Here is a 19,785-nt window from a genome sequence, read left to right as displayed (position 1 = left end):
AAACGAACACCGGATGAAGAACACCGCGCGAGCGGCGGCGCTGGCCGCAGGCTCCCTGCTCCTCACGCTCACGGCACCGGCCGGGGCATCCGCGGCGCCCGCGCAGCCGCAACCGCGGGTCGACCTGCGGGTCCTGCTCGTCTCGGACGGCGGCCCCGCCGTCGAGGCGGTACGGGCCGAACTCGACGCCCAGGGAACCCCGTACACCCGGGTGGACCTGAACAGTGCCGGGCGTCCGGTGCTCACCGCCGCCTTCCTCGCGGACTCCGTAGGGGGACGTCCGCGGGCGAAGTTCCAGGCCGTGGTGCTGCCGGACGCCAACCCCTTCGGCTCGGGGTCGCCCGAACTCGCCGCCCTCGCCGCCTACGAGCAGCGCTACGGGATCCCGCAGGTGGACGCCTACACCTGGGCCAACCCCGAGGCGGGCCTCGGCTATCCGGAGCCCGGGGACAGCCGCTCGCTGGACGGGGTGCGGGCCGCGGTCACCGAGGCGGGGCGCTCCGGCCCCTTCGGCTATCTGCGCGGCGCGGTGCCCTTCGAGGACAGCTCTCCCTCGGTGAGCGAGAGTTACGGCTTCCTCGCGGCACCCGCGCCGGGCGCCGACTTCACCCCGTACGTGGACGCGCCGCTGGCCGGGGGCGGGCGGGGCTCGCTGGTCGGCGAGTACCGGCACGACGGGCGGCGCGAACTCGTGGTCACCTTCGCCTACAACCAGTACCAGCAGCAGTTCCGGCTGCTGGCCCGGGGCATCGTGGACTGGATGACCCAGGGGATCCACCTCGGGGCCTCGCGCCACCACTTCACGGTGCACGTCGACGACGTCTTCGCCGCGGACGACCGCTGGGACAGCACGCTCAACTGCACGCCCGGGGACATCGACTGCGCGGACGGCGGCGGGGAACCCGACCCGATCCGGATGACCGCCGAGGACGCCGCCCACGCCCGCAGCTGGTCGCGCGAGCACGGGCTGACCCTGGACCTGGTCTACAACGGGGCGGGCAGCGACCAGTACCGCGAGCAGGAGGGCGGCGACCCGCTGGCCGACCGGCTGCTCGCCGACCGCGCGGACTACCGCTGGGTCAACCACACCTACGAACACCCCTTCCTGGGCTGCGTCCAGGACGTCTCGGCGGTGCCGTGGAAGTGCGCGACCGACGCCTCGGGCGCCGTGCGCTACGTCCCCCGCAGCGAGATCTCGCAGCAGATCTCGGAGAACCGCCGCTGGGGCCAGAAGGCCAAACTCCCGCTGAACGAGAAGGAGTTGGTCACCGGCGAGCACTCGGGCCTGAAGGTGCTGCCGCAGCAGCCCGCGGACAACCCGAACCTCGCGCCCGCGCTGGCCGAGAACGGCATCGGCTGGCTCGGCTCCGACAACTCCCGTGAGCCCGCGCAGCGTTCGGCGGGATCCGCCCGTACCGTGCCGCGCTACCCGATGAACATCTTCTACAACGTGGGCCGCGCCGAGGAGCAGGTCGACGAGTACAACTGGATCTACACCCGCCGCGCCGACGGCGGCAGCGGACTGTGCGAGACCTCCCCGGTGACCACCTGCCTGGACGCCCCGCTGGACACCGCGACCGGCTACCAGGACCGGATCGTGCCGCTGGAGTCGGCGCTCGCCCTCGGCCATGTCCTCTCCGGCGATGTGCGCCCGCACTTCATCCACCAGTCCAACCTGGCCGAGGACCGGATCGCCTACCCGGTCCTGGAGAAGGTCCTCTCCTCCTACGCCTCGCTCTTCGCCGCGAACACCCCGCTGGTGAACCCGCGGATGTCCGACACCGGCGAGGAACTGCGCAAGCGCGCCGCCTTCCAGGACGCGGTACGGGCGAACAAGGTCACCGCCTACCGCGTCGGCGAGACCGTCACCGTGCAGACCCCGGCGGGCGTGGAGACCCTCGCCACCATGCCCGCGGGCACCCGGCAGTACCTCCTCCTCGGCAGCACCCCCTTCGGCTCCGCCTACGCCGGGCGACTCAGCGGCTGGGTCTCCCCCGCCCTGCTCCAGGGGCAGGTCTCGCTGAACGTCCCGGACGCGCCCCTCGCCCCGGCGGCCACCGCGAGCCGCGCCCAACTGCCCGCCGAAGTACGGAAGTTGCCCGTACCGCAGGGCGTAAGGAAGCAGGCGGCTCCCGGCCCCGCCCGGCAGGCGCCGCCGTCCCGGGGCCGCTAGGGCCCGTCCTCACACTCCCCTCTGCGCCACGACGCCTGGCACGCACTCTCGCCGCACCGGGCGCAAGGCCGAGTACGTCCGGTACGAGGCCCTGCACCCGGCACTCCCCCGAGCTCTTCGAGCAGGGGGCACCGCCGGCGAGCAGGCACCAGACGCCGCGACGCCGCCCTCCGGGCGACGAGGGGAGTGTGACGACAGACCCCAGGCCCGCACCGCTGCACCCCGTCACCCACCCTCACCGGGACCGGCCCCGCCGCCCCGCCGCCGTGCCCCGGCGCGGCGGGCGGGCGCCCGTCCCGTGCACGGACCACCACTGGAGCGGCTCGATGCGTCCACCCGCGAGTCCCGCGCGCCCCGGCGGCGCGCCACGGGTCACGCTGCTGACCGAAGGCACCTACCCGCACAGCCACGGCGGGGTGAGCGTCTGGTGCGACCAGCTCGTCCGCGGCATGCCGGAGACCGAGTTCCACGTCCTCGCGCTGACCGGCACCGGCCGCGAGGAACCCGTCTGGGAGCTGCCCGCGCAGGTGCGCGGCACGCAGCAGATACCCCTGTGGGGCCCGCCGCCCGCGGGCCGGACCCCGCGCGGCCGGGCCGGGCGTCAACTCCGCGCGGACTACGAGCAGTTCCTGCGGGCGCTGGTCGACCCCGAGGCGGAGGACGGCTTCGCGCCCGCCCTCTACCGCCTCGCCCGGCACGCACGGCGGGGCGCGCTCACCGCCCTGCTCCGCGGCGAGCAGGCGGTGCGGGTGCTGACCCGGGTGTGGAACAGCCCCGGCCTCGCCGTGGCCGCGGCGCGCCCGAGCCTGCACGACGCGGTGACCGCCACCGGGCTGCTCGAACACGCCCTGCGCCCGCTGGCCGCGGCCCCGCCCGAGACCGGGCTGAGCCACGCGGTCAGCGGCGGGCTCGCGGCGCTGCCGGGGCTCGCCGCCCGCGAACTGCACGGTGTGCCGCTGCTGTTGACCGAGCACGGCGTCTATCTGCGCGAGCGCTACCTCGGCTACCGCACCGGCGGCTGCGGCTGGCCGGTCAAGGCGCTGCTGCTCGGCTTCTTCCGGCTGCTGGCCGAGGAGACGTACCGCAGGGCGAGCCTGATCACCCCGGGCAACCGCTACAACCGGCTCTGGGAGGAGCAGGGCGGCGCGGCCCCCGAGCGCATCCGTACCGTCTACAACGGCGTCGATCCCGCGGACTTCCCGCCCGCCGGTCCCGAGCCCGCGCAGCCCACCCTCAGCTGGGCGGGCCGGGTGGACCCGATCAAGGACCTGGAGACCCTGGTACGCGCCTTCGCCCTGGTCCGCGAGGAGATCCCCGAGGCGCGGCTGCGGCTCTTCGGCGGCACCCCGCGCGGCGGCGAGGCCTACCGCGAGCGCTGCGCACAGCTGGCCGACTCGCTCGGCCACGGCGAGGCGGTGGTCTTCGAGGGCCGGGTGGAGGACATCACCGACGCCTACGCGGCCGGGAACGTGGTCATGCTCTCCAGCATCAGCGAGGGCTTCCCCTTCACCCTGATCGAGGCGATGTCCTGCGGCCGGGCCACCGTCTCCACCGATGTCGGCGGTGTCCGGGAGGCCGTGGGCGAGACCGGTCTCGTGGTGCCGCCGAGGGACCCGCGGGCCATGGCGGACGCCGCCCTCGTGCTGCTGCGGGACCCCGGGCGCCGGGCGGCCCTCGGCGAGGCGGCCCGGCTGCGGGTGATCGAGCAGTTCACCCTCCGCCGCACGGTCGACACCTTCCGCGAGATCTACGGCCGTCTCGCCTCCGGCGCCGAGGACTTCACGCCTGCCCTGCACCTGGCCGCGGCACCGGACGAGGCGCGGCACCCGGCGGCCGGACCCCGGCGGGCGGCACGCGCCGCCGCCCCCCTGCGGATCTCCGCGCCCTCCCGGGAGGCCGCCGGATGAGCGGGCCGATGCCGCTGACCGAGGCGGCACGCACGGCCGAGCCGGTGGCCGCGGTGCTGCGGCTGCCCGGCGGGCGCGGCGCCCCCGCGGTGGCGGCCGCCGACGGCGCCGACCCGGTGGACCTGCTCGCCGCGGAACTCGCCGACCGGACCGGCCCCGCCGTGCACCCGTACGAGGTCGCCGCCCTCCTGGAGTCGCTCGGCATGACCGAGAGCCGGATCCGGCGCGAGTACGGGCACCGGGACCTGTTCCAGCTCGCCGAGGACCTGTACCGGCGGGTGCCGCGCAGCCACCCCGCGCCCCCGGCCGCGCCGGACCCCTGGCGCCCCGACACCCTCCGCTGCGCCCTGCGCGGGCTGCTGTTCGCGCTCCCCGGTCTCGGCTATCTGCTCGCCCCCGGACCGCTCGCGGACCGCGGCACCCTGCGCGGACTGGTCCTCGCGGCGCTGCTGTCCTGGGCCTGGTCCCAGGCGCTCAGCCACCGCGCCCATCTGCGCCTGGCCACCGGACGCCCGGCCGCCCGGCGCACCCTCGCCCTCGGGGCGCCGGCCGGGGCGGCGCTCGCCACCGGCGCCGGGGCGGCCTCGGCCCCCTCCGCCGAGGGCGCCGCCTTCCTCGCCGGGCAGTCGCTCTATCTGGCGGCGGCCGGGGTCCTGCTCGTGCTGGGCGGCGAACGGGTCCTCGCCTGCGCCCTGCTGCCGCTGGCGGCGGGCGCGGCGGCCCTGCCGTTCGGGGTGCTGCCGCCCTGGGCCGGGCCCTCGCTCTGCCTGGCGGCCGTGCTCCTTACGGCGGCGGCCGCGGTGCGCGCCCTGCTCCCGCTGCGCGGCCAGGAACGGCCGTCCGGACCCGCGCCCGCCTGGCACCGCTCCCTGCCCTACGGCCTGTTCGGCGTCGCGGCCGGGGTCCTCGCCCTGACGGCGGGACGGCGGGAACCGCTCTCCGTGGTGGTGCTGACCCTCAGCATGGGCCCGGCCGAATGGCTGCTCTTCCGCTTCCGGGGCCTCGCGGTCTCGGCACTGCGCGCCAGCCGCACCCCGGCCGCCTTCGCCCTGCGCGCGGCCCGGGCCCTCGCCCTGTGCCTCGGCTGCTATCTGCTTCCGGTCGCCGCCGGGGGCCTCCTGACGGGCAGCGCCCCGGCCCCGCTCGCCGCGCTGGCCGCGGTGCTCTTCACCGCCCTGCTCCTCCAGGCCTTCGGCACCGCCTGGCCCGCCGCCCTCGGCTGCGCGGCGGCCGCCCTCACCGCCGCCCTGCCGCCCGCCCTCGGCCTGCTCGACCCGGCTCCGGCCCAGCTCCTCGGCTGTACCGCGGCCGGGACCGTACTGCTCGCCCTCGCGGCGGCCCGCACGGCCCGGCCCACCGCCCACGCCTGACCCGCACCCGTACCCGCATCGCGATCCCGACCCGCCCGGACACCCGCTGCCCGTGCCCGACTCCCCGCCCAGGAGGCGAACGTGAACCGCACTCCCGCCGACCGCCCCGTCCCCGCCGACCCCGGTGACGACGGTGGCACGACCGTCGCCGTCACCGGCGCCGAGGGCTTCATCGGCTCCCATCTCACCGAGGCCCTGGTCCGCGCCGGACACCGGGTGCGCGCCATGGTCCAGTACAACTCCTTCTCCTCCTACGGCTGGCTGGAGACCCTGCCCGCCGAGGTGCGCGAGGAGGTGGACATCCAGCTCGGGGACGTCCGCGACCCGGGCTCGGTGCACGCGCTGATCGAGGGCGCCGAGGCCGTCTACCACCTGGCCGCGCTCATCGCGATCCCCTACTCCTACCGGGCGCCGCACAGCTATGTGGACACCAACATCACCGGCACCCTCAACGTCCTCGAAGCGGTCCGCCGCCTCGGCACCCCGCGGCTGGTGCACACCTCCACCAGCGAGACCTACGGCACCGCGCTGACCGTGCCGATCACCGAGGACCACCCGATCAACACCCAGTCCCCGTACGCCGCTTCGAAGGCCGGCGCGGACCGGCTCGCGGACAGCTACCACGCGAGCTTCGGCACCCCGGTGGTGACCCTGCGGCCGTTCAACACCTTCGGCCCCCGGCAGTCGATGCGCGCGGTGATCCCCACCGTGATCGGGCAGATCGCCGCGGGCGAACGCACCCTCACCCTCGGGGACCTGCGCCCCACCCGCGACTTCACCTTCGTCAAGGACACCGCGCGGGCCTTCCTCGCGGTCGGCACCGCCCCGGCCGCCGAGGTGGCCGGGCGCACCTTCAACGCGGGCACCGGCGGCGAGATCTCGGTCGGCGACCTGGTCCGCCTGATCGGCAAGCTGATGTCCGCCGACCTCGACGTACGCGAGGACTGCGCCCGCATCCGGCCCGCCAACTCCGAGGTCATGCGGCTGGTCGCGGACGCCGGGCGGCTGCGCGCGGCCACCGGCTGGCGCCCCGCGTACGACCTGGAGAGCGGACTCGCCGAGACCATCGCCTTCTTCCGCGAACCGGCCAACCTCGCGCGGTACAAGACGGACATCTACAACATCTAGCGCGGCCGGGCGCGGCCCTCGCTCGCGCCCGCCGCCGTCCCGCCACCGCACACCACCACGTACCGCCCACCACCGCCCGCAGGGCCCGACAGGGGAGGCATCCCGTGCACGCAGTCATTCTCGCCGGAGGAAAGGGTGTCCGGCTGCGGCCGTACACCACCGCGCTGCCCAAGCCGCTGGTGCCGATCGGCGACCAGCACGCGATCCTGGAGATCGTGCTGCGCCAGCTGGCCTCCGCCGGATTCACCAGCTGCACCCTCGCGATCGGCCATCTCGGCCACATCATCCGCGCCTACGTGGGCAACGGCGCCCGCTGGGGCCTGCGCGTCGGCTACTCCACCGAGGACAGCCCGCTCGGCACCATGGGCCCGCTGCTGACCATGATGGACCGGCTGCCCGAGCACTTCCTCGTGATGAACGGCGACATCCTCACCGACCTCGACTACGCCTCGGTCCTGCGCGGCCACATCGACTCCGGGGCGCCCCTGACCATCGCCACCTACGCCCGCGACGTGCACATCGACTTCGGGGTGCTGACCACCGACTCCAGCAAGGTGGTCGCCTTCACCGAGAAGCCCCGGATGAACTACCGCGTCTCGATGGGCGTCTACGGGCTCTCCCGCGAGACCCTGGCCGCCTACACCCCGGGCCTGCCCCTCGGCTTCGACGAACTCGTCCTGGACCTGCTCAAGGCGGACACCCCGCCGCACGCCCACGACTTCGACGGCTACTGGCTCGACATCGGCCGCCCGGACGACTACGACCGCGCCAACGCCGAGTTCACCACCCACCGTTCGCTGCTGCTGAAGGGAGCGTGAGCACGGGCATGCGGGTACTGGTGCTCGGTGCCACCGGCTTCCTCGGCGGGCACCTCACCCGGCTGCTCCGTGCGGAGCGCGGGATCCTCCTGCGCACCGCGGGCCGCGGGCCCGGGGCCGACCTCCACGCCGACCTGGCAACGGTCACCGTGCCCGGGCTGGCCGCCCTGCTCACGGCGGCCGCGCCGGACGCGGTGGTCAACTGCGCGGGCGCGGTCGGCGGCGGCCCCCGGGAGCTGTCCGCGCTCAACTCCCGGCTGCCCGCGGTGCTCTGCGCGGCGCTGGACCGGGCCGCCCCCGGGGCCCGCCTGGTCCACCTCGGCTCCGCCGCCGAGTACGGCAGGGTGCCGCACGGGGAGCGGGTACGGGAGGACGCGCCCGCCGCGCCCCTCGGCCACTACGGCGCGAGCAAGCTCGCGGGCACCCTGACCGTCACCGCCTCCGGGGCCGACGCGGTGGTGCTGCGGGTGACCAACCCGGTCGGCGCCGGGGCCCCGGAGGCAGGCCTGCCCGGCCGGCTCGCCGCGGCCCTGCGCCGGGCGGCGGCGAACGGCCCCGGCACGGTGGTCCGGGTGGGCGACCTCTCCGCCCACCGGGACTTCGTGGACGTACGCGATGTGGCCCGGGCGGTGCACCTCGCGCTGCGCGCGCCGGGGCCGCTGCCCGGGGTGGTGAACATCGGCAGCGGAGAGGCCGTGCGGGTACGGGAGTTGGCCACCGCGCTGCTCGCGATCGCGGGCTCCGGCGGGCACCTGCGGGAGGAGGCCGGGGGCGGCTCCGCCCGCTCCGGACAGGTGGACTGGAGCTGCGCGGACGTGACCCGCGCCGCCACCGCCCTCGGCTGGCGCCCGCGCCACTCGCTGACCGACTCGCTGACCGCGCTCTGGGAGGAGAGCGGGCAGGAGACGGCGGGGGCGGACGGGAACGACAAGGAGAGGACCGCGGGGCGGGCCGCGCGGGCGGGCGGACCGGGAGCAGGCGGACCGGCGGCCGGACCGCTCGTGCCCCGAACGCCCCTCGCCCCGCCGCCCGCCCCGGCGGAGGAGCCCGTATGACCCTGCTCGTACCGCTCTACGTCCACCCGGCCGTTGACCCGGCGGCCTGGGAGTCGGTGGCCGAAGCCCCGTCGCGGATGTACGCGGTGGTGCTCAACGCGGCCGACGGGCCCGGCAGTTCACCCGATCCCGCGTTCGCGGCCGCCGCCGGCGCGCTGCGGTCGGCGGGCGTGCGGGTGCTCGGCTACGTGGACACCGCCTACGGGCGCCGCCCGCGCCGGGAGGTGCTGCGGGACCTGGAGCGCCACCGGGACTGGTACGGCACCGAGGGCTGCTTCCTCGACCGGACGGACCCGGGGGCCTCGGGGCTGCGGGCCTGCCGGGGCCTGATCCGCGCGGCCCGCGGCCGCGGCGCCCGGACCGTCGTCCTCAACCCGGGCGTCCACCCGGCCCCCGGCTACGCCCGCGCCGCGGACCTGCTCGTCACCTTCGAGGGCCACTGGTCCACCTACCTCGGCTCCTTCACCGCCCCCGACTGGACCACCCGCCATCCCCCGGAACGCTTCTGCCACCTGGTGTACGGGGTACCGCCCGCGCTCGCCGGGCTGGCCGCGCGGACGGCCCGCGAGCGGGGCGCCGGTGTGCACTGCGCGGCGCCCGGCGCGGGACCCAACCCGTGGAACCGGCCGCCCGCCCTGCCACCGGAGGACGCCGTGAGCCCCCGGACCGCCCAGAACCCCCTGCGAACCGAGGACCCCGCGTGAACCTGCGCGCCGCCCACCCGGCCCGGCTGTGCCTGCTGCTCCTGCTCGGCCTGCTCGCCGCCTGCGCCACCGGCGGGGGCGAGGACCACCGGCCGCCGCCCGCCCGCTGGCATCCGCGGCCGGGCAGCGACTGGCAGTGGCAGCTCAGCGGCCCGCTCGACACCGGCGTGGACGTACCGGTCTACGACGTGGACGGCTTCGAGACCAGCCGCGCCCAGGTACGGCGGCTGCACCGGGACGGGCGCCGGGTGATCTGCTACGTCAACGCCGGGGCCTGGGAGTCCTTCCGGCCCGACGCGGACGACTTCCCGGCCGCGCTGCGCGGCGGGCAGAACGGCTGGCCCGGGGAGCGCTGGCTGGACATCCGGCAGCGGGAGCGGCTGCGCCCGCTGATGGCCGCCCGCTTCGACATGTGCCGGGCGAAGGGCTTCGACGCCGTCGAACCCGATCTCCTCGACGCCTACCAGGAGGACACCGGCTTCCCGCTCACCGCCGCCGACCAGCTCGGCTACAACCGGATGCTGGCCGCGCTCGCCCACGAACGCGGTCTCGCGGTGGGCCTGAAGAACGACCTCGCGCAGATCCCCGCACTCGTCGACGACTTCGACTTCGCCGTCAACGAGCAGTGCGCGCAGTTCCACGAGTGCGAGCGGCTGCGGCCCTTCCTCGACGCGGGAAAGGCGGTCTTCCACGCCGAGTACGCGGTCGCACCCGGCAGCTTCTGCCCGGGCAGCCGCCGGATCGGTCTGTCCTCGGTACGCAAACGGCTGGATCTGGGCAGCTGGCGGCAGGCCTGCTGAGCGGGCGAACAGCCGTGCGCGGCCCGGGAGTTCAGCGCTTGGTCTGGGTGTGCACGTACTCCACGAGCCTGCTCAGCGCGTCCGGGTCGGTGGTGGGCAGCACCCCGTGGCCGAGGTTGAAGACATGGCCGTCGAGACCGGCGGCCGCGTCCAGGATCTCCCGGGTCTTGGCCTCCACGGCCTCCGGACCGGCGAAGAGCACGGCGGGGTCGAGGTTGCCCTGGAGCGCCTTGCCGGGGCCGACCCGGCGCGCGGCCTCGTCCAGGGGCACCCGCCAGTCGACGCCGACGACATCCGCCCCGGCCTCGCCGAGCAGTCCGAGCAGTTCGCCGGTGCCGACGCCGAAGTGGATGCGCGGGACGCCGTACCCGGCGGTGGCCGCGAAGACCTTGGCGGAGGCGGGCAGCACCGAGCGGCGGTAGTCGGCCGGGGAGAGGGCGCCCACCCAGGAGTCGAAGAGCTGCACCGCGGAGGCGCCCGCCTCGATCTGCACCCTGAGGAAGGCCGAGGTGATGTCCGCGAGGCGGTCGAGCAGGTCGGCCCACAGCTGCGGATCGCCGTACATCATCGCCTTGGTGTGCTCGTGGTTGCGGGACGGGCCGCCCTCCACGAGATAGCTGGCCAGGGTGAAGGGCGCCCCGGCGAAGCCGATCAGCGGGGTGGCCCCGAGTTCGGCGGTGAGCAGGCCGATCGCCTCGGTGACGTAGGAGACGTCCTCGGGCGTGAGCGCGCGCAGCCGGTCGAGGTCGGCGCGGGTGCGCACCGGCCGCTCGACGACGGGGCCGACGCCCGGCTTGATGTCCAGGTCGATGCCGATGGCCTTGAGCGGGACCACGATGTCGCTGAAGTAGATCGCCGCGTCGACCTTGTGGCGGCGCACCGGCTGCAGGGTGATCTCGGCGACCAGCTCGGGCCGCATGCAGGACTCCAGCATGGGGATGCCCTCGCGCGCCTTCAGGTACTCGGGCAGCGAGCGGCCCGCCTGCCGCATGAACCAGACCGGGGTGTGCGGCACCGGCTCCCGGCGGCAGGCGCGCAGGAAGGCGGAGTCGTACGTACTCCTCGGGGCCCGGCCCGCGGCGGGGGCCTCCCCGGCCGTGACGGAGGACTGAGCTGGGGGCAGGTCGTTGGCGCTCACCGGGGAATCCTCCCATGCTCCGGACGGCCCGCCGCGCGCGGGGACGGCGCATTCCGGCCACCGGGAGCATCGCCGGTTCCGCTGCCGCGGTCCGGCGACCCCGCGGTCCGGGGCCGGGTGCGGGCGGTATCCCCGCGGGGCCGGGCGCCGGGATCGGCCAAGGTCACGACAAGATCCGGCCGGTGGGCGCGGCGCGGGGGTGTCCCTCCCTGCGTGCGGCCCCGCTTCCCCTTACCCTCCTCGGCATGGCTGCGGCTCAAGGACACGTGTCGGACGGTGCTGGCGGAACAGACACTCCCCGGGAGAGGGAAGCGGCGAAAGAGGCGGAGAAGAGTACGGCGCAGGAGGCGGAGCGGGCACCGGCGGAGCAGGTTCCGCCGGTGTTCCGTGCCGCCGTCGAGCAGCTCCACTCGGCGCGGCTGCGCCCCGGCATCGAGATCGAGACGGTCCGCGCGCCCCGGCGCCTGGCCCCGCACGCCCACGCCCTGGAGGCGGCCGTACTGGACGGCGAGGACGACCTCGCCGACGGCCGCCTCATCCTGCTCCACGACCCGGCGGGCCACGAGGCCTGGCAGGGCGGCTTCCGCCTGGTCACCCTGGTACGCGCGGAACTGGAGCCGGAGATGGCGGCGGACCCGCTGCTGCCCGAGGTCTGCTGGTCCTGGCTGACCGGCGCCCTGCAGTCGCGGGGCCTCACCGTGAAGGAGCCCGGCGGCACCGTCACCCGCGCCTCCTCGCAGCACTTCGGCGGCCTCGCCGAACGCCCGCCGGCCAGCCAGATCGAGATCCGCGCCTCCTGGACCCCGTACGAGAGCGCCGGTCAGGCCCCCGACACCGCCGGTCATCTCGCGGCCTGGTGCGAACTCCTGTGCCAACTGGCCGGGCTGCCGCCCCTCGCGCCCTCCGACGGCTCGGTGGTGACGCTGCCGCAGCGGCGGGGGCCCGAGGCGCACTGAGCGCACACCCCGGGCGGTCGGCGCCCGGGGGCCAATCGCCCGGGCGCCGCCGACCCGCGGCATGATCGTTCCGGTGCGTTTTCCACCGGGTTCTGTGATCTTTCTGCCGTCTTTCTGGCGCCTCCACCGCCCCGAGCGGGGCCGGTTCCGGACCGGTTCGCTCTGCTCCTGATCGATCGTGCGTCCGAATTGCGCGAATTGTTACTCACTAAATCGTGATCATTGCCTAAAGGCCGCCGCCCCCGCTGCCGAAGAGGTCTGTGACCTACAAAGCACGGTTCGTTACGGCTTCTCCCCCCAAGCCGACGCCGTTCCCGCACCCCAGGAGGCCTGGTGTCCGTTCTCCTCGAGCAGCCCGCAAGCCTGGTCGCCTACCGCCCGAACAAGCCGACCGCCATGGTGGTGGTGGCCGACCCCCGGGTCCGCTCCACCGTCACCCGTCACCTGTGGGCGCTCGGAGTGCGCGACGTCATCGAGGCGTCGTCGATCGCGGAGGCACGACCCCGAATCACCAATCCCCGCGACATCTGTGTCGCCGACGTCCACCTGCCCGACGGCAGCGGCCTGACGCTGCTGTCCGAGACCCGCGCCGCGGGCTGGCCCAACGGCCTTGCCCTGTCGGCCGCCGACGACATCGGAGCCGTACGCAACGCCCTCGCGGGCGGGGTGAAGGGCTACGTGGTCACCGGTACCCGTACCAACATCGGGCTCCCCACCCGTCCCGGCGCCGCCCCCATCGGCGCCGCCGCGGCCCGGATGCACCGCCGCCCCCCGGGTGCCCCGAGCCACCCGGGCGGCTACCGCGAGCTGTCGGGCCGCGAGGTCGAGGTGCTGCGCCTGGTCGCCGAGGGGCAGTCCAACAAGGCCATCGGCGTCTCGATGGGCCTGTCCGCGCTGACCGTCAAATCGCACCTGGCCCGCATCGCCCGCAAGCTGGGCACCGGTGACCGGGCCGGCATGGTCGCGGTCGCGCTGCGGACCGGCATCATCCACTGAGCCATCCGTCCTCCCCTGGCGCGCGGGGCCCTCGCCGGACCGTCCCGGCGGGGGCCCCGCGCGCTGCCGTGCGCCGGTCGCGGGCCACTCCCGCGCAGGTGAGGGGTGTTTTCGTGCGAAGGCGCAGCTCGGGCGTTCGGGCAGGCAGATACCCTTGACGGGTGACCGACGCCCAAGAGACCGCAGCAGACAGCCCACTGCGAACCACCGGAGGCGCTCCTCCGGACGACGTCGAAAAGGCGCCGACCCCCTTGCTCGAGCCCCGCGAGGGCATCCCGCCGGTCACCGCCGACGAGGAGTCGCTCGCCGCGGTGACCGCCGCCTTCGCCGCGGGCACCGGCCCCGTCGCCGTCGACGCGGAGCGCGCCTCCGGCTACCGCTACGGCCAGCGCGCCTATCTCGTGCAGCTGCGCCGCGAGGGCGCGGGCAGCGCGCTGATCGACCCCGTCGCCTGCCCCGACCTGTCCGGGCTCGGCGCCGCGATCGGCGACGCCGAGTGGGTGCTGCACGCGGCCACCCAGGACCTCCCCTGCCTGCGCGACATAGGCATGGTCCCGAGCCGCCTCTTCGACACCGAACTCGCCGGCCGCCTCGCCGGGTTCCCGCGGGTCGGCCTCGGCGCCATGGTCGAGGGCGTGCTCGGCTACGTACTGGAGAAGGGCCACTCCGCGGTCGACTGGTCGACCCGGCCGCTGCCCGAGCCCTGGCTGCGCTATGCCGCGCTCGACGTGGAACTCCTGGTGGACCTGCGCGACGCGCTGGAGAAGGAGCTCGACCGGCAGGGCAAACTCGACTGGGCCCACCAGGAGTTCGCCGCGATCGCCGCGGCGCCGCCCGCCCCGCCGCGCAAGGACCCCTGGCGCCGCACCTCCGGGATGCACAAGGTGCGCCGCCGGCGGCAGATGGCCGTGGTGCGCGAGCTGTGGCAGGCGCGCGACCGGATCGCCCAGCGCCGGGACATCTCCCCCGGCAAGGTGCTCGGCGACGCGGCCATCGTGGAGGCGGCGCTCGCCCTGCCCGCGGACGGCCAGGCCCTCGGCGCGCTGCCCGGCTTCGGCAGCCGGGTCGGCCGGCGCCAGCTCGACCAGTGGCAGTCCGCGGTGGACCGGGCGAAGGCCCTGCCCGAGTCGGCGCTGCCGCAGCCGGGCCAGCAGGTGACGGGCCCGCCGCCGCCCCGGGCCTGGGCCGACAAGGACCCGGAGGCCGCCGCCCGGCTCTCGGCCGCGCGCGCCGGGGTCTCGGCCCTTGCCGAGCGGTTGAACATGCCGCAGGAGAACCTGATCACCCCGGACACCGTGCGCCGCGTCTGCTGGGAGCCGCCCGCCGACGCCGACGAGGAGTCGGTGGCCGCCGCGCTCGCCTCGCACGGGGCGCGCGCCTGGCAGATCGAGCAGGTGACACCGCTCCTGGTGAGGGCGCTGGCCGCGAAGAGCGACTGAGGCACCGCCGCCGGATCGGGCGCCGAGAGCCTCTCAGGCACAGCGCTGACCAGCCGGTCCACCCGGGATCTCCACCCCCGGGTGGACCGGCTGTGCCGTTCCGGGGTCGGGCGGGGGCGGCAACCGGGTGTGACCTTCGCCGCTCATGCCCGCAGGACTGGGCAGCCTGGTTACTCGTAAGTAGCATGGCGGTATTCGCAGCACGCCGGTCAGTTGGGGCGTGCCGCGCGGCAGTGCCATCCCGCATTCTGGAGGAGAGCCATCGTGCCTCGTACCGTGAGGGACGTCGTCTTCGTCGACGGCGTCCGTACCCCGTTCGGCAAGGCGGGCCCGAAGGGCATCTACCACGAGACCCGCGCCGACGACCTGGTCGTCAAGTCGATCCGGGAGCTGCTGCGCCGCAACCCCGGCCTCGACCCGGCCAAGATCGACGAGGTCGCCATCGCCGCGACCACCCAGATCGGCGACCAGGGCCTGACCCTCGGCCGTACGGCCGGCATCCTCGCGGGACTGCCGCAGTCGGTGCCCGGCTACTCGATCGACCGGATGTGCGCCGGTGCGCTCACCGCGGTGACCACCACCGCGGGCTCCATCGCCTTCGGCGCCTACGACGCCGTCATCGCGGGCGGTGTCGAGCACATGGGCCGCCACCCGATGGGCGAGGGCGTCGACCCGAACCCGCGCTTCGTCAGCGAGAAGCTGGTCGACCAGTCCGCCATGTTCATGGGCATGACCGCGGAGAACCTGCACGACCGCTTCCCGCAGCTGACCAAGCAGCGCGCCGACGAGTACGCGGTGCTCTCCCAGGAGAAGGCCGCCAAGGCGTACGCCAACGGCAGGATCCAGCAGGACCTGGTGCCGATCGCGATCCGCCGCACCAGCCCCGAGGGCGGGGAGACCGGCTGGGGCCTGGCCACCGCCGACGAGCCGATGCGCCCGGGCACCACTCTGGAGAACCTCGCCGGCCTGAAGACCCCCTTCCGTCCGCACGGCCGGGTCACCGCGGGCAACGCCGCCGGTCTCAACGACGGCGCCACCGCCTCGATCATCGCCGCCGAGGACTTCGCGCGCGAGCACGAGCTGCCGGTCAAGATGCGCCTGGTCTCCTACGCCTTCGCCGGGGTGGAGCCCGAGGTCATGGGCTACGGCCCGGTCCCGGCCACCGAGAAGGCGCTCGCCAAGGCGGGCCTGTCCATCTCGGACATCGGCCTCTTCGAGCTGAACGAGGCCTTCGCCGTCCAGGTGATCGCCCTGCTCGACCACTACGGCATCGCCGACGACGACCCGCGCGTCAACCAGTACGGCGGCGCGATCGCCTTCGGTCACCCGCTGGCCTCCTCCGGGGTGCGCCTGCTGACCCAGCTGGCCCGCCAGTTCGAGGAGCAGCCGCACGTCCGCTACGGCCTGACCAGCATGTGCGTCGGATTCGGCATGGGTGCGACCACCATCTGGGAGAACCCCCACTTCGACGGAGGCACCAAGTGAGCACCACCACCGCCGAGCTGCTGAAGGGCGCAGCCGAGCTCTTCCCGGACGAGGTCGTGACCTCGGCGCACGTGCGCCACCTCGACCTGCCGCTGGGGGCCGGCCGCTTCGCGCTGATCACCCTCGACAACGGCTTCGACCACACCAAGCCGACCACCTTCGGTCCCGGCTCGCTGGCGAATCTGAACGCCGCCCTCGACCAGGTCGAGAAGGAGGCCGCGGACGGCTCCATCGTCGCCGTGGGCCTGACCGGCAAGCCTTTCATCTTCGCGGTCGGCGCCGACCTCAAGGGCGTCGAGATCCTGAAGAACCACGAGGACGCGCTCGCCATCGGCAGGAGCGGCCACGAGGTCTTCAAGCGCCTGTCCTCACTCGCCGTGCCGACCTTCGCGTACTACAACGGTGCCGCGATGGGCGGCGGCGTCGAGGTCGGACTGCACTGCACGTACCGCACGGTCGTGAAGTCGCTGCCCGCCTTCGCGCTGCCCGAGGTCTTCCTCGGCCTGGTGCCGGGCTGGGGCGGCTGCGCGCTGCTGCCGAACCTGATCGGCCCGGAGAAGGCCGTCTCGGTCATCATCGAGAACTCGCTCAACCAGAACAAGCAGCTCAAGGGCCCCCAGGTCTTCGAACTGGGCATCGCCGACGCCCTCTTCGAGGGCGCGGACTTCCTGGAGCAGTCGCTGCTGTGGACCGCCTCCGTCCTCAAGGGCGAGACCACGGTCGAGCGCCCCGAGGTCGACCGCGGTGCCTCCTGGGACGCGGCGGTGGCCAAGGGCCGCGAGATCGCCGACTCCAAGGTGCACGGCGCGGCCCCGGCCGCCTACCGCGCGCTGGACATCATCGCGGCGGTCAAGAACGGCGACCTCCAGTCGGCCTACGACGCCGAGGACAAGGCGCTCGCCGACCTGATCATGGGCGGCGAACTCCGCAGCGGCATCTACGCCTTCAACCTGGTGCAGAAGCGCGCCAAGCGCCCGGCCGGTGCCCCGGACAAGAACCTGGCGCGCCCGGTCACCAAGGTCGGTGTGGTCGGCGCGGGCCTGATGGCCTCGCAGCTGGCGCTGCTCTTCCTGCGCCGCCTCGAGGTGCCGGTCGTGCTGACCGACATCGACCAGGAGCGCATCGACAAGGGCGTGGGCTACGTCCACGCGGAGATCGACAAGCTGCTGCTCAAGGGCCGCGTCAACCAGGACACCGCCAACCGCTACAAGGCGCTGGTCACCGGTGTCCTGGACAAGGCCGAGGGCTTCTCGGACGCGGACTTCGTCATCGAGGCCGTCTTCGAGGAGATCGGCGTCAAGCAGACGGTGTTCGCCGAGGTCGAGGCGGTCGCTCCGGCGCACGCCATCCTCGCCACCAACACCTCCTCGCTCTCGGTCTCCGAGATGGCCTCGAAGCTGAAGAACCCCGAGCGGGTCGTCGGCTTCCACTTCTTCAACCCGGTCGCGGTCCTGCCGCTCCTGGAGATCGTGCGCGGCGAGCAGACCGACGACGCCTCGCTGGCCACGGCCTTCGCCGTCGCCAAGAAGCTGAAGAAGACCGCGGTGCTCACCAAGGACGCCCCGGCGTTCGTGGTCAACCGCATCCTGACCCGCTTCATGGGCGAGATCCAGAACGTCATCGACGAGGGCACCCCGATCGACGTCGCCGAGCGCTCCATCGAGCCGCTCGGGCTGCCGATGTCGCCGCTGGTGCTCCTGGAGCTGGTCGGCCCGGCGATCGGTCTGCATGTCTCCGAGACCCTGAACCGCGCCTTCCCGGACCGCTTCACGGTCTCCCCCAACCTGAAGGCGGTCGTGGAGGCGGGCAAGCGCGGCTTCTACGTCTACGACTCGGGCAAGCCGGAGATCGACCCGGAGGTCGCGGCGCTGCTCAAGCAGGGCGATGTGGCACTCACCGAGGAGCAGGCCCGCGACCGGGTCCTGGACGCGGTGGCCGAGGAGATCGGCCTGATGCTCGACGAGGGCGTGGTGGCCGAGGCGCAGGACATCGACCTCTGCCTGATCACCGGCGCGGGCTGGCCCTTCCACCTGGGCGGCATCACGCCGTACCTGGACCGCGCGGGCGTCAGCGAGCGCGTCAACGGCAAGCCCTTCCTCGCGCAGGGCGTGGCGAGCGTCCCGGCGTAACGCGCACCAGCACGCGGAACGGGCCGTACCGGAGCCTCCGGTGCGGCCCGTTGCGCTGTCCGGAAGCCGCGGGCGGGTCCCGGACACCCCCGAAGTCCGTACGGTGGGGGCGCACCCCGCTCCCGCAGCCCCAGGAAGGCCGTGACCGGCATGACGACGCTACTGATCGTGGACGCGGCGAATGTCGTCGGTTCGGTGCCGGACGGCTGGTGGCGGGATCGTGAGGGGGCCGCCCGGCGGCTGCGGGACGCCCTGGTGCCGTACGCCGGGGCGGGCCTCGCCGAACGGCCGGGACCGCTGGACATCGTCCTCGTGGTGGAGGGCTCGGCGCGCGGGGTGGAGCCGGTGCCGGGGGTACGGGTGGATCCGGCGCCCGGCAGCGGCGACGACCGCATCGTGGCGCTGGTCGCCGAGGCCGGGGCGCCCTGTGTGGTGGTCACCGCGGACCGCGAACTGCGGCGCCGGGTGGCGGCGCTGGGCGCCGAGACGGTCGGGCCGCGGGCGGTGTACGGCGGCCGGTGAGCGGGCGGGTTGCCGGCCCTGCGGTGCCCCCGCGTGATATCTGTGCGGAATGCAACAACCCCTGAGGCTTTCTTGTCGCGGACATGCCAACTGATTAGCGTGAGCGTGCCGCGCCGATCCGAGGCGCCTCACTGAACCGATCGGGGAGCGTACACATGTCCGTACATCCGACGCGACGGCGCACGACCACCGCCGTCCTTTCCGCCCTCGCCGTCCTCGGCCTCGCCGCCGCCGCGCCCTCGGCGCTCGCCGACGACTCGGCGAGATCGACGCGCGTAGCTGCCGGACCCGTCTCCTGGTCCGCCGCGCTGGACGAGGTGGACGCCGACGACGCCAACGTCCGCTGGACGGACGGCGCCCTGCGGCTGCGCGGCACCACCCTGCGCGCCGCCTCGGCCGAGGGGACGCGGGGCCACGGAACCCAGGTGCTCGCGGCGGAGAAGCTCGACAAGCAGGTCAACCGGGTCCGGGCCGAGCTGTCCGGCACCGTCCCCGAGGGCACCGTCCTCGTCGACGTCCGCGGCCGGGCCGCCGACGGCAGCTGGACCGAGTGGCGCGAGGCGACCGGCGCCGAGGCCGTGCTGCCGCGCACGGTCCGCACCGTGCAGGCGCGCCTGACCTTCCAGGACCCGAAGGGCGAGGCGCGGGTGAGCGGACTGCGGCTGACCGCCTCGCGCGGCGCCGAGCAGCCGGGCCGCGAGCGCGCCGGAGCGGCCGCCTTCTCCGCCCAGGTCTTCGCCACCCGGGAGGGCCTGGTCGGCGGCACCACCGCCAACGGCCATGTCATCCAGCCCAACGACCACTTCGTCGCGCTGCCCTCCCGGCGCGGCCTGTCGCCCAACGGCTCGGGCGACTTCTCGGTGGAGGTCTGCGGCCCGGTCCGCTGCGAGACGGCGCCGGTGTGGGACGTCGGCCCCTGGAACACCCGCGACGACTACTGGAACCCCTCCGCCGAGCGCGAGTCCTTCCAGGACCTGGCGCAGGGCATGCCGGAGTCGCAGGCCGCCTACGAGACCGGCTACAACGGCGGCAAGGACGGCTCCGGGCGCACGGTGCTCAACCCGGCGGGCATCGACCTCGCGGACGGCACCTTCTACAACATCGGCCTCAACGACAACGGCTGGGTGACCGTCACCTACCTCTGGACCGGCGCCGCCAAGTAGGC

The 19,785-nt window shown here is 74.4% G+C and carries 16 protein-coding genes; 15 read left to right on the top strand and 1 reads right to left on the bottom strand.

From position 1 onward, the window contains the following. Positions 1-13: 13 nt before the first annotated feature. The 8 genes from HFV08_RS25125 to HFV08_RS25090 all read left to right on the top strand — a co-directional run bounded on the left by HFV08_RS25125 (position 14) and on the right by HFV08_RS25090 (position 9,955). Positions 14-2,173 carry a hypothetical protein gene (locus HFV08_RS25125; protein ID WP_168542737.1) on the top strand — a complete coding sequence of 720 codons (2,160 nt, stop codon included), beginning with the start codon at positions 14-16 and terminating at the stop codon, positions 2,171-2,173. 326 nt (positions 2,174-2,499) lie between these two features. Continuing rightward, positions 2,500-4,080 (top strand): GT4 family glycosyltransferase PelF, encoded by a 1,581-nt coding sequence (gene pelF / locus HFV08_RS25120; protein WP_168542735.1) that lies wholly within the window; start codon positions 2,500-2,502, stop codon positions 4,078-4,080. Then, a complete protein-coding gene (locus HFV08_RS25115; RefSeq protein WP_168542733.1) occupies positions 4,077-5,450 on the top strand; it encodes a hypothetical protein in 1,374 nt (457 codons plus the stop codon). The genes pelF and HFV08_RS25115 overlap by 4 nt, the downstream gene beginning before the upstream one ends. Before the next feature lie 171 nt (positions 5,451-5,621). After that, positions 5,622-6,578: a GDP-mannose 4,6-dehydratase gene (locus tag HFV08_RS25110; RefSeq protein ID WP_376770717.1), complete on the top strand. Its 957-nt coding sequence runs from the start codon at positions 5,622-5,624 to the stop codon at positions 6,576-6,578. A 104-nt stretch (positions 6,579-6,682) separates the two neighbouring features. Next, complete coding sequence (locus HFV08_RS25105) at positions 6,683-7,396, top strand: nucleotidyltransferase family protein (protein WP_040246574.1); 714 nt, start codon at positions 6,683-6,685, stop codon at positions 7,394-7,396. Next, positions 7,393-8,451 carry an NAD-dependent epimerase/dehydratase family protein gene (locus HFV08_RS25100; protein ID WP_376770715.1) on the top strand — a complete coding sequence of 353 codons (1,059 nt, stop codon included), beginning with the start codon at positions 7,393-7,395 and terminating at the stop codon, positions 8,449-8,451. The genes HFV08_RS25105 and HFV08_RS25100 overlap by 4 nt, the downstream gene beginning before the upstream one ends. Next, a complete protein-coding gene (locus tag HFV08_RS25095) occupies positions 8,448-9,155 on the top strand; it encodes a spherulation-specific family 4 protein (protein ID WP_168542729.1) in 708 nt (235 codons plus the stop codon). The genes HFV08_RS25100 and HFV08_RS25095 overlap by 4 nt, the downstream gene beginning before the upstream one ends. 2 nt (positions 9,156-9,157) lie before the next feature. Next, positions 9,158-9,955 (top strand): endo alpha-1,4 polygalactosaminidase, encoded by a 798-nt coding sequence (locus HFV08_RS25090; protein WP_168542828.1) that lies wholly within the window; start codon positions 9,158-9,160, stop codon positions 9,953-9,955. Positions 9,956-9,986: 31 nt separating this feature from the next. Here HFV08_RS25090 and hemE read toward each other — a convergent pair whose 3' ends face one another. After that, entirely contained in the window at positions 9,987-11,093 is a 1,107-nt protein-coding gene (hemE, locus tag HFV08_RS25085; RefSeq protein ID WP_168542727.1) for a uroporphyrinogen decarboxylase, read from the bottom strand. A gap of 245 nt (positions 11,094-11,338) precedes the next feature. Here hemE and HFV08_RS25080 point away from each other — a divergent pair, with 245 nt between their 5' ends. The 7 genes from HFV08_RS25080 (at position 11,339) to HFV08_RS25050 (ending at position 19,783) form a co-directional block, all read left to right on the top strand. After that, on the top strand, positions 11,339-12,049 hold the full coding sequence (locus tag HFV08_RS25080; protein ID WP_040256117.1) for a DUF3000 domain-containing protein: 711 nt from the start codon (positions 11,339-11,341) through the stop codon (positions 12,047-12,049). A 333-nt stretch (positions 12,050-12,382) separates the two neighbouring features. After that, entirely contained in the window at positions 12,383-13,045 is a 663-nt protein-coding gene (locus HFV08_RS25075; RefSeq protein ID WP_040246578.1) for a response regulator transcription factor, read from the top strand. A 161-nt stretch (positions 13,046-13,206) separates the two neighbouring features. After that, positions 13,207-14,484 carry an HRDC domain-containing protein gene (locus tag HFV08_RS25070; protein WP_168542725.1) on the top strand — a complete coding sequence of 426 codons (1,278 nt, stop codon included), beginning with the start codon at positions 13,207-13,209 and terminating at the stop codon, positions 14,482-14,484. Positions 14,485-14,748: 264 nt separating this feature from the next. Next, on the top strand, positions 14,749-15,969 hold the full coding sequence (locus HFV08_RS25065) for a thiolase family protein (RefSeq protein WP_168542723.1): 1,221 nt from the start codon (positions 14,749-14,751) through the stop codon (positions 15,967-15,969). Then, positions 15,966-18,098, top strand: coding sequence for a 3-hydroxyacyl-CoA dehydrogenase NAD-binding domain-containing protein (locus HFV08_RS25060; protein WP_168542721.1), 2,133 nt, complete (start codon positions 15,966-15,968; stop codon positions 18,096-18,098). The genes HFV08_RS25065 and HFV08_RS25060 overlap by 4 nt, the downstream gene beginning before the upstream one ends. A gap of 150 nt (positions 18,099-18,248) precedes the next feature. Then, positions 18,249-18,620 carry a PIN domain-containing protein gene (locus HFV08_RS25055; protein WP_168542719.1) on the top strand — a complete coding sequence of 124 codons (372 nt, stop codon included), beginning with the start codon at positions 18,249-18,251 and terminating at the stop codon, positions 18,618-18,620. A gap of 155 nt (positions 18,621-18,775) precedes the next feature. After that, positions 18,776-19,783: a DUF8814 domain-containing protein gene (locus HFV08_RS25050; protein WP_168542717.1), complete on the top strand. Its 1,008-nt coding sequence runs from the start codon at positions 18,776-18,778 to the stop codon at positions 19,781-19,783. Positions 19,784-19,785 lie beyond the last annotated feature (2 nt).

This window comes from Streptomyces physcomitrii, assembly GCF_012273655.1.
Classification (GTDB): Bacteria; Actinomycetota; Actinomycetes; order Streptomycetales; family Streptomycetaceae; genus Streptomyces; species Streptomyces physcomitrii.
The sequence above is the reverse complement of the archived record's forward strand: the minus strand, read 5'-3'. Positions and strand labels throughout refer to the sequence as shown.

Excerpts from the sequence above, each read along its gene's own strand:
- HFV08_RS25125 (WP_168542737.1), top strand. The coding sequence starts at position 14 with ATGAAGAACACCGCGCGAGCGGCGGCGCTGGCCGCAGGCTCCCTGCTC.
- pelF (WP_168542735.1), top strand. The coding sequence starts at position 2,500 with ATGCGTCCACCCGCGAGTCCCGCGCGCCCCGGCGGCGCGCCACGGGTC.
- HFV08_RS25115 (WP_168542733.1), top strand. The coding sequence starts at position 4,077 with ATGAGCGGGCCGATGCCGCTGACCGAGGCGGCACGCACGGCCGAGCCG.
- HFV08_RS25095 (WP_168542729.1), top strand. The coding sequence starts at position 8,448 with ATGACCCTGCTCGTACCGCTCTACGTCCACCCGGCCGTTGACCCGGCG.
- HFV08_RS25080 (WP_040256117.1), top strand. The coding sequence starts at position 11,339 with ATGGCTGCGGCTCAAGGACACGTGTCGGACGGTGCTGGCGGAACAGAC.
- HFV08_RS25055 (WP_168542719.1), top strand. The coding sequence starts at position 18,249 with ATGACGACGCTACTGATCGTGGACGCGGCGAATGTCGTCGGTTCGGTG.
- HFV08_RS25050 (WP_168542717.1), top strand. The coding sequence starts at position 18,776 with ATGTCCGTACATCCGACGCGACGGCGCACGACCACCGCCGTCCTTTCC.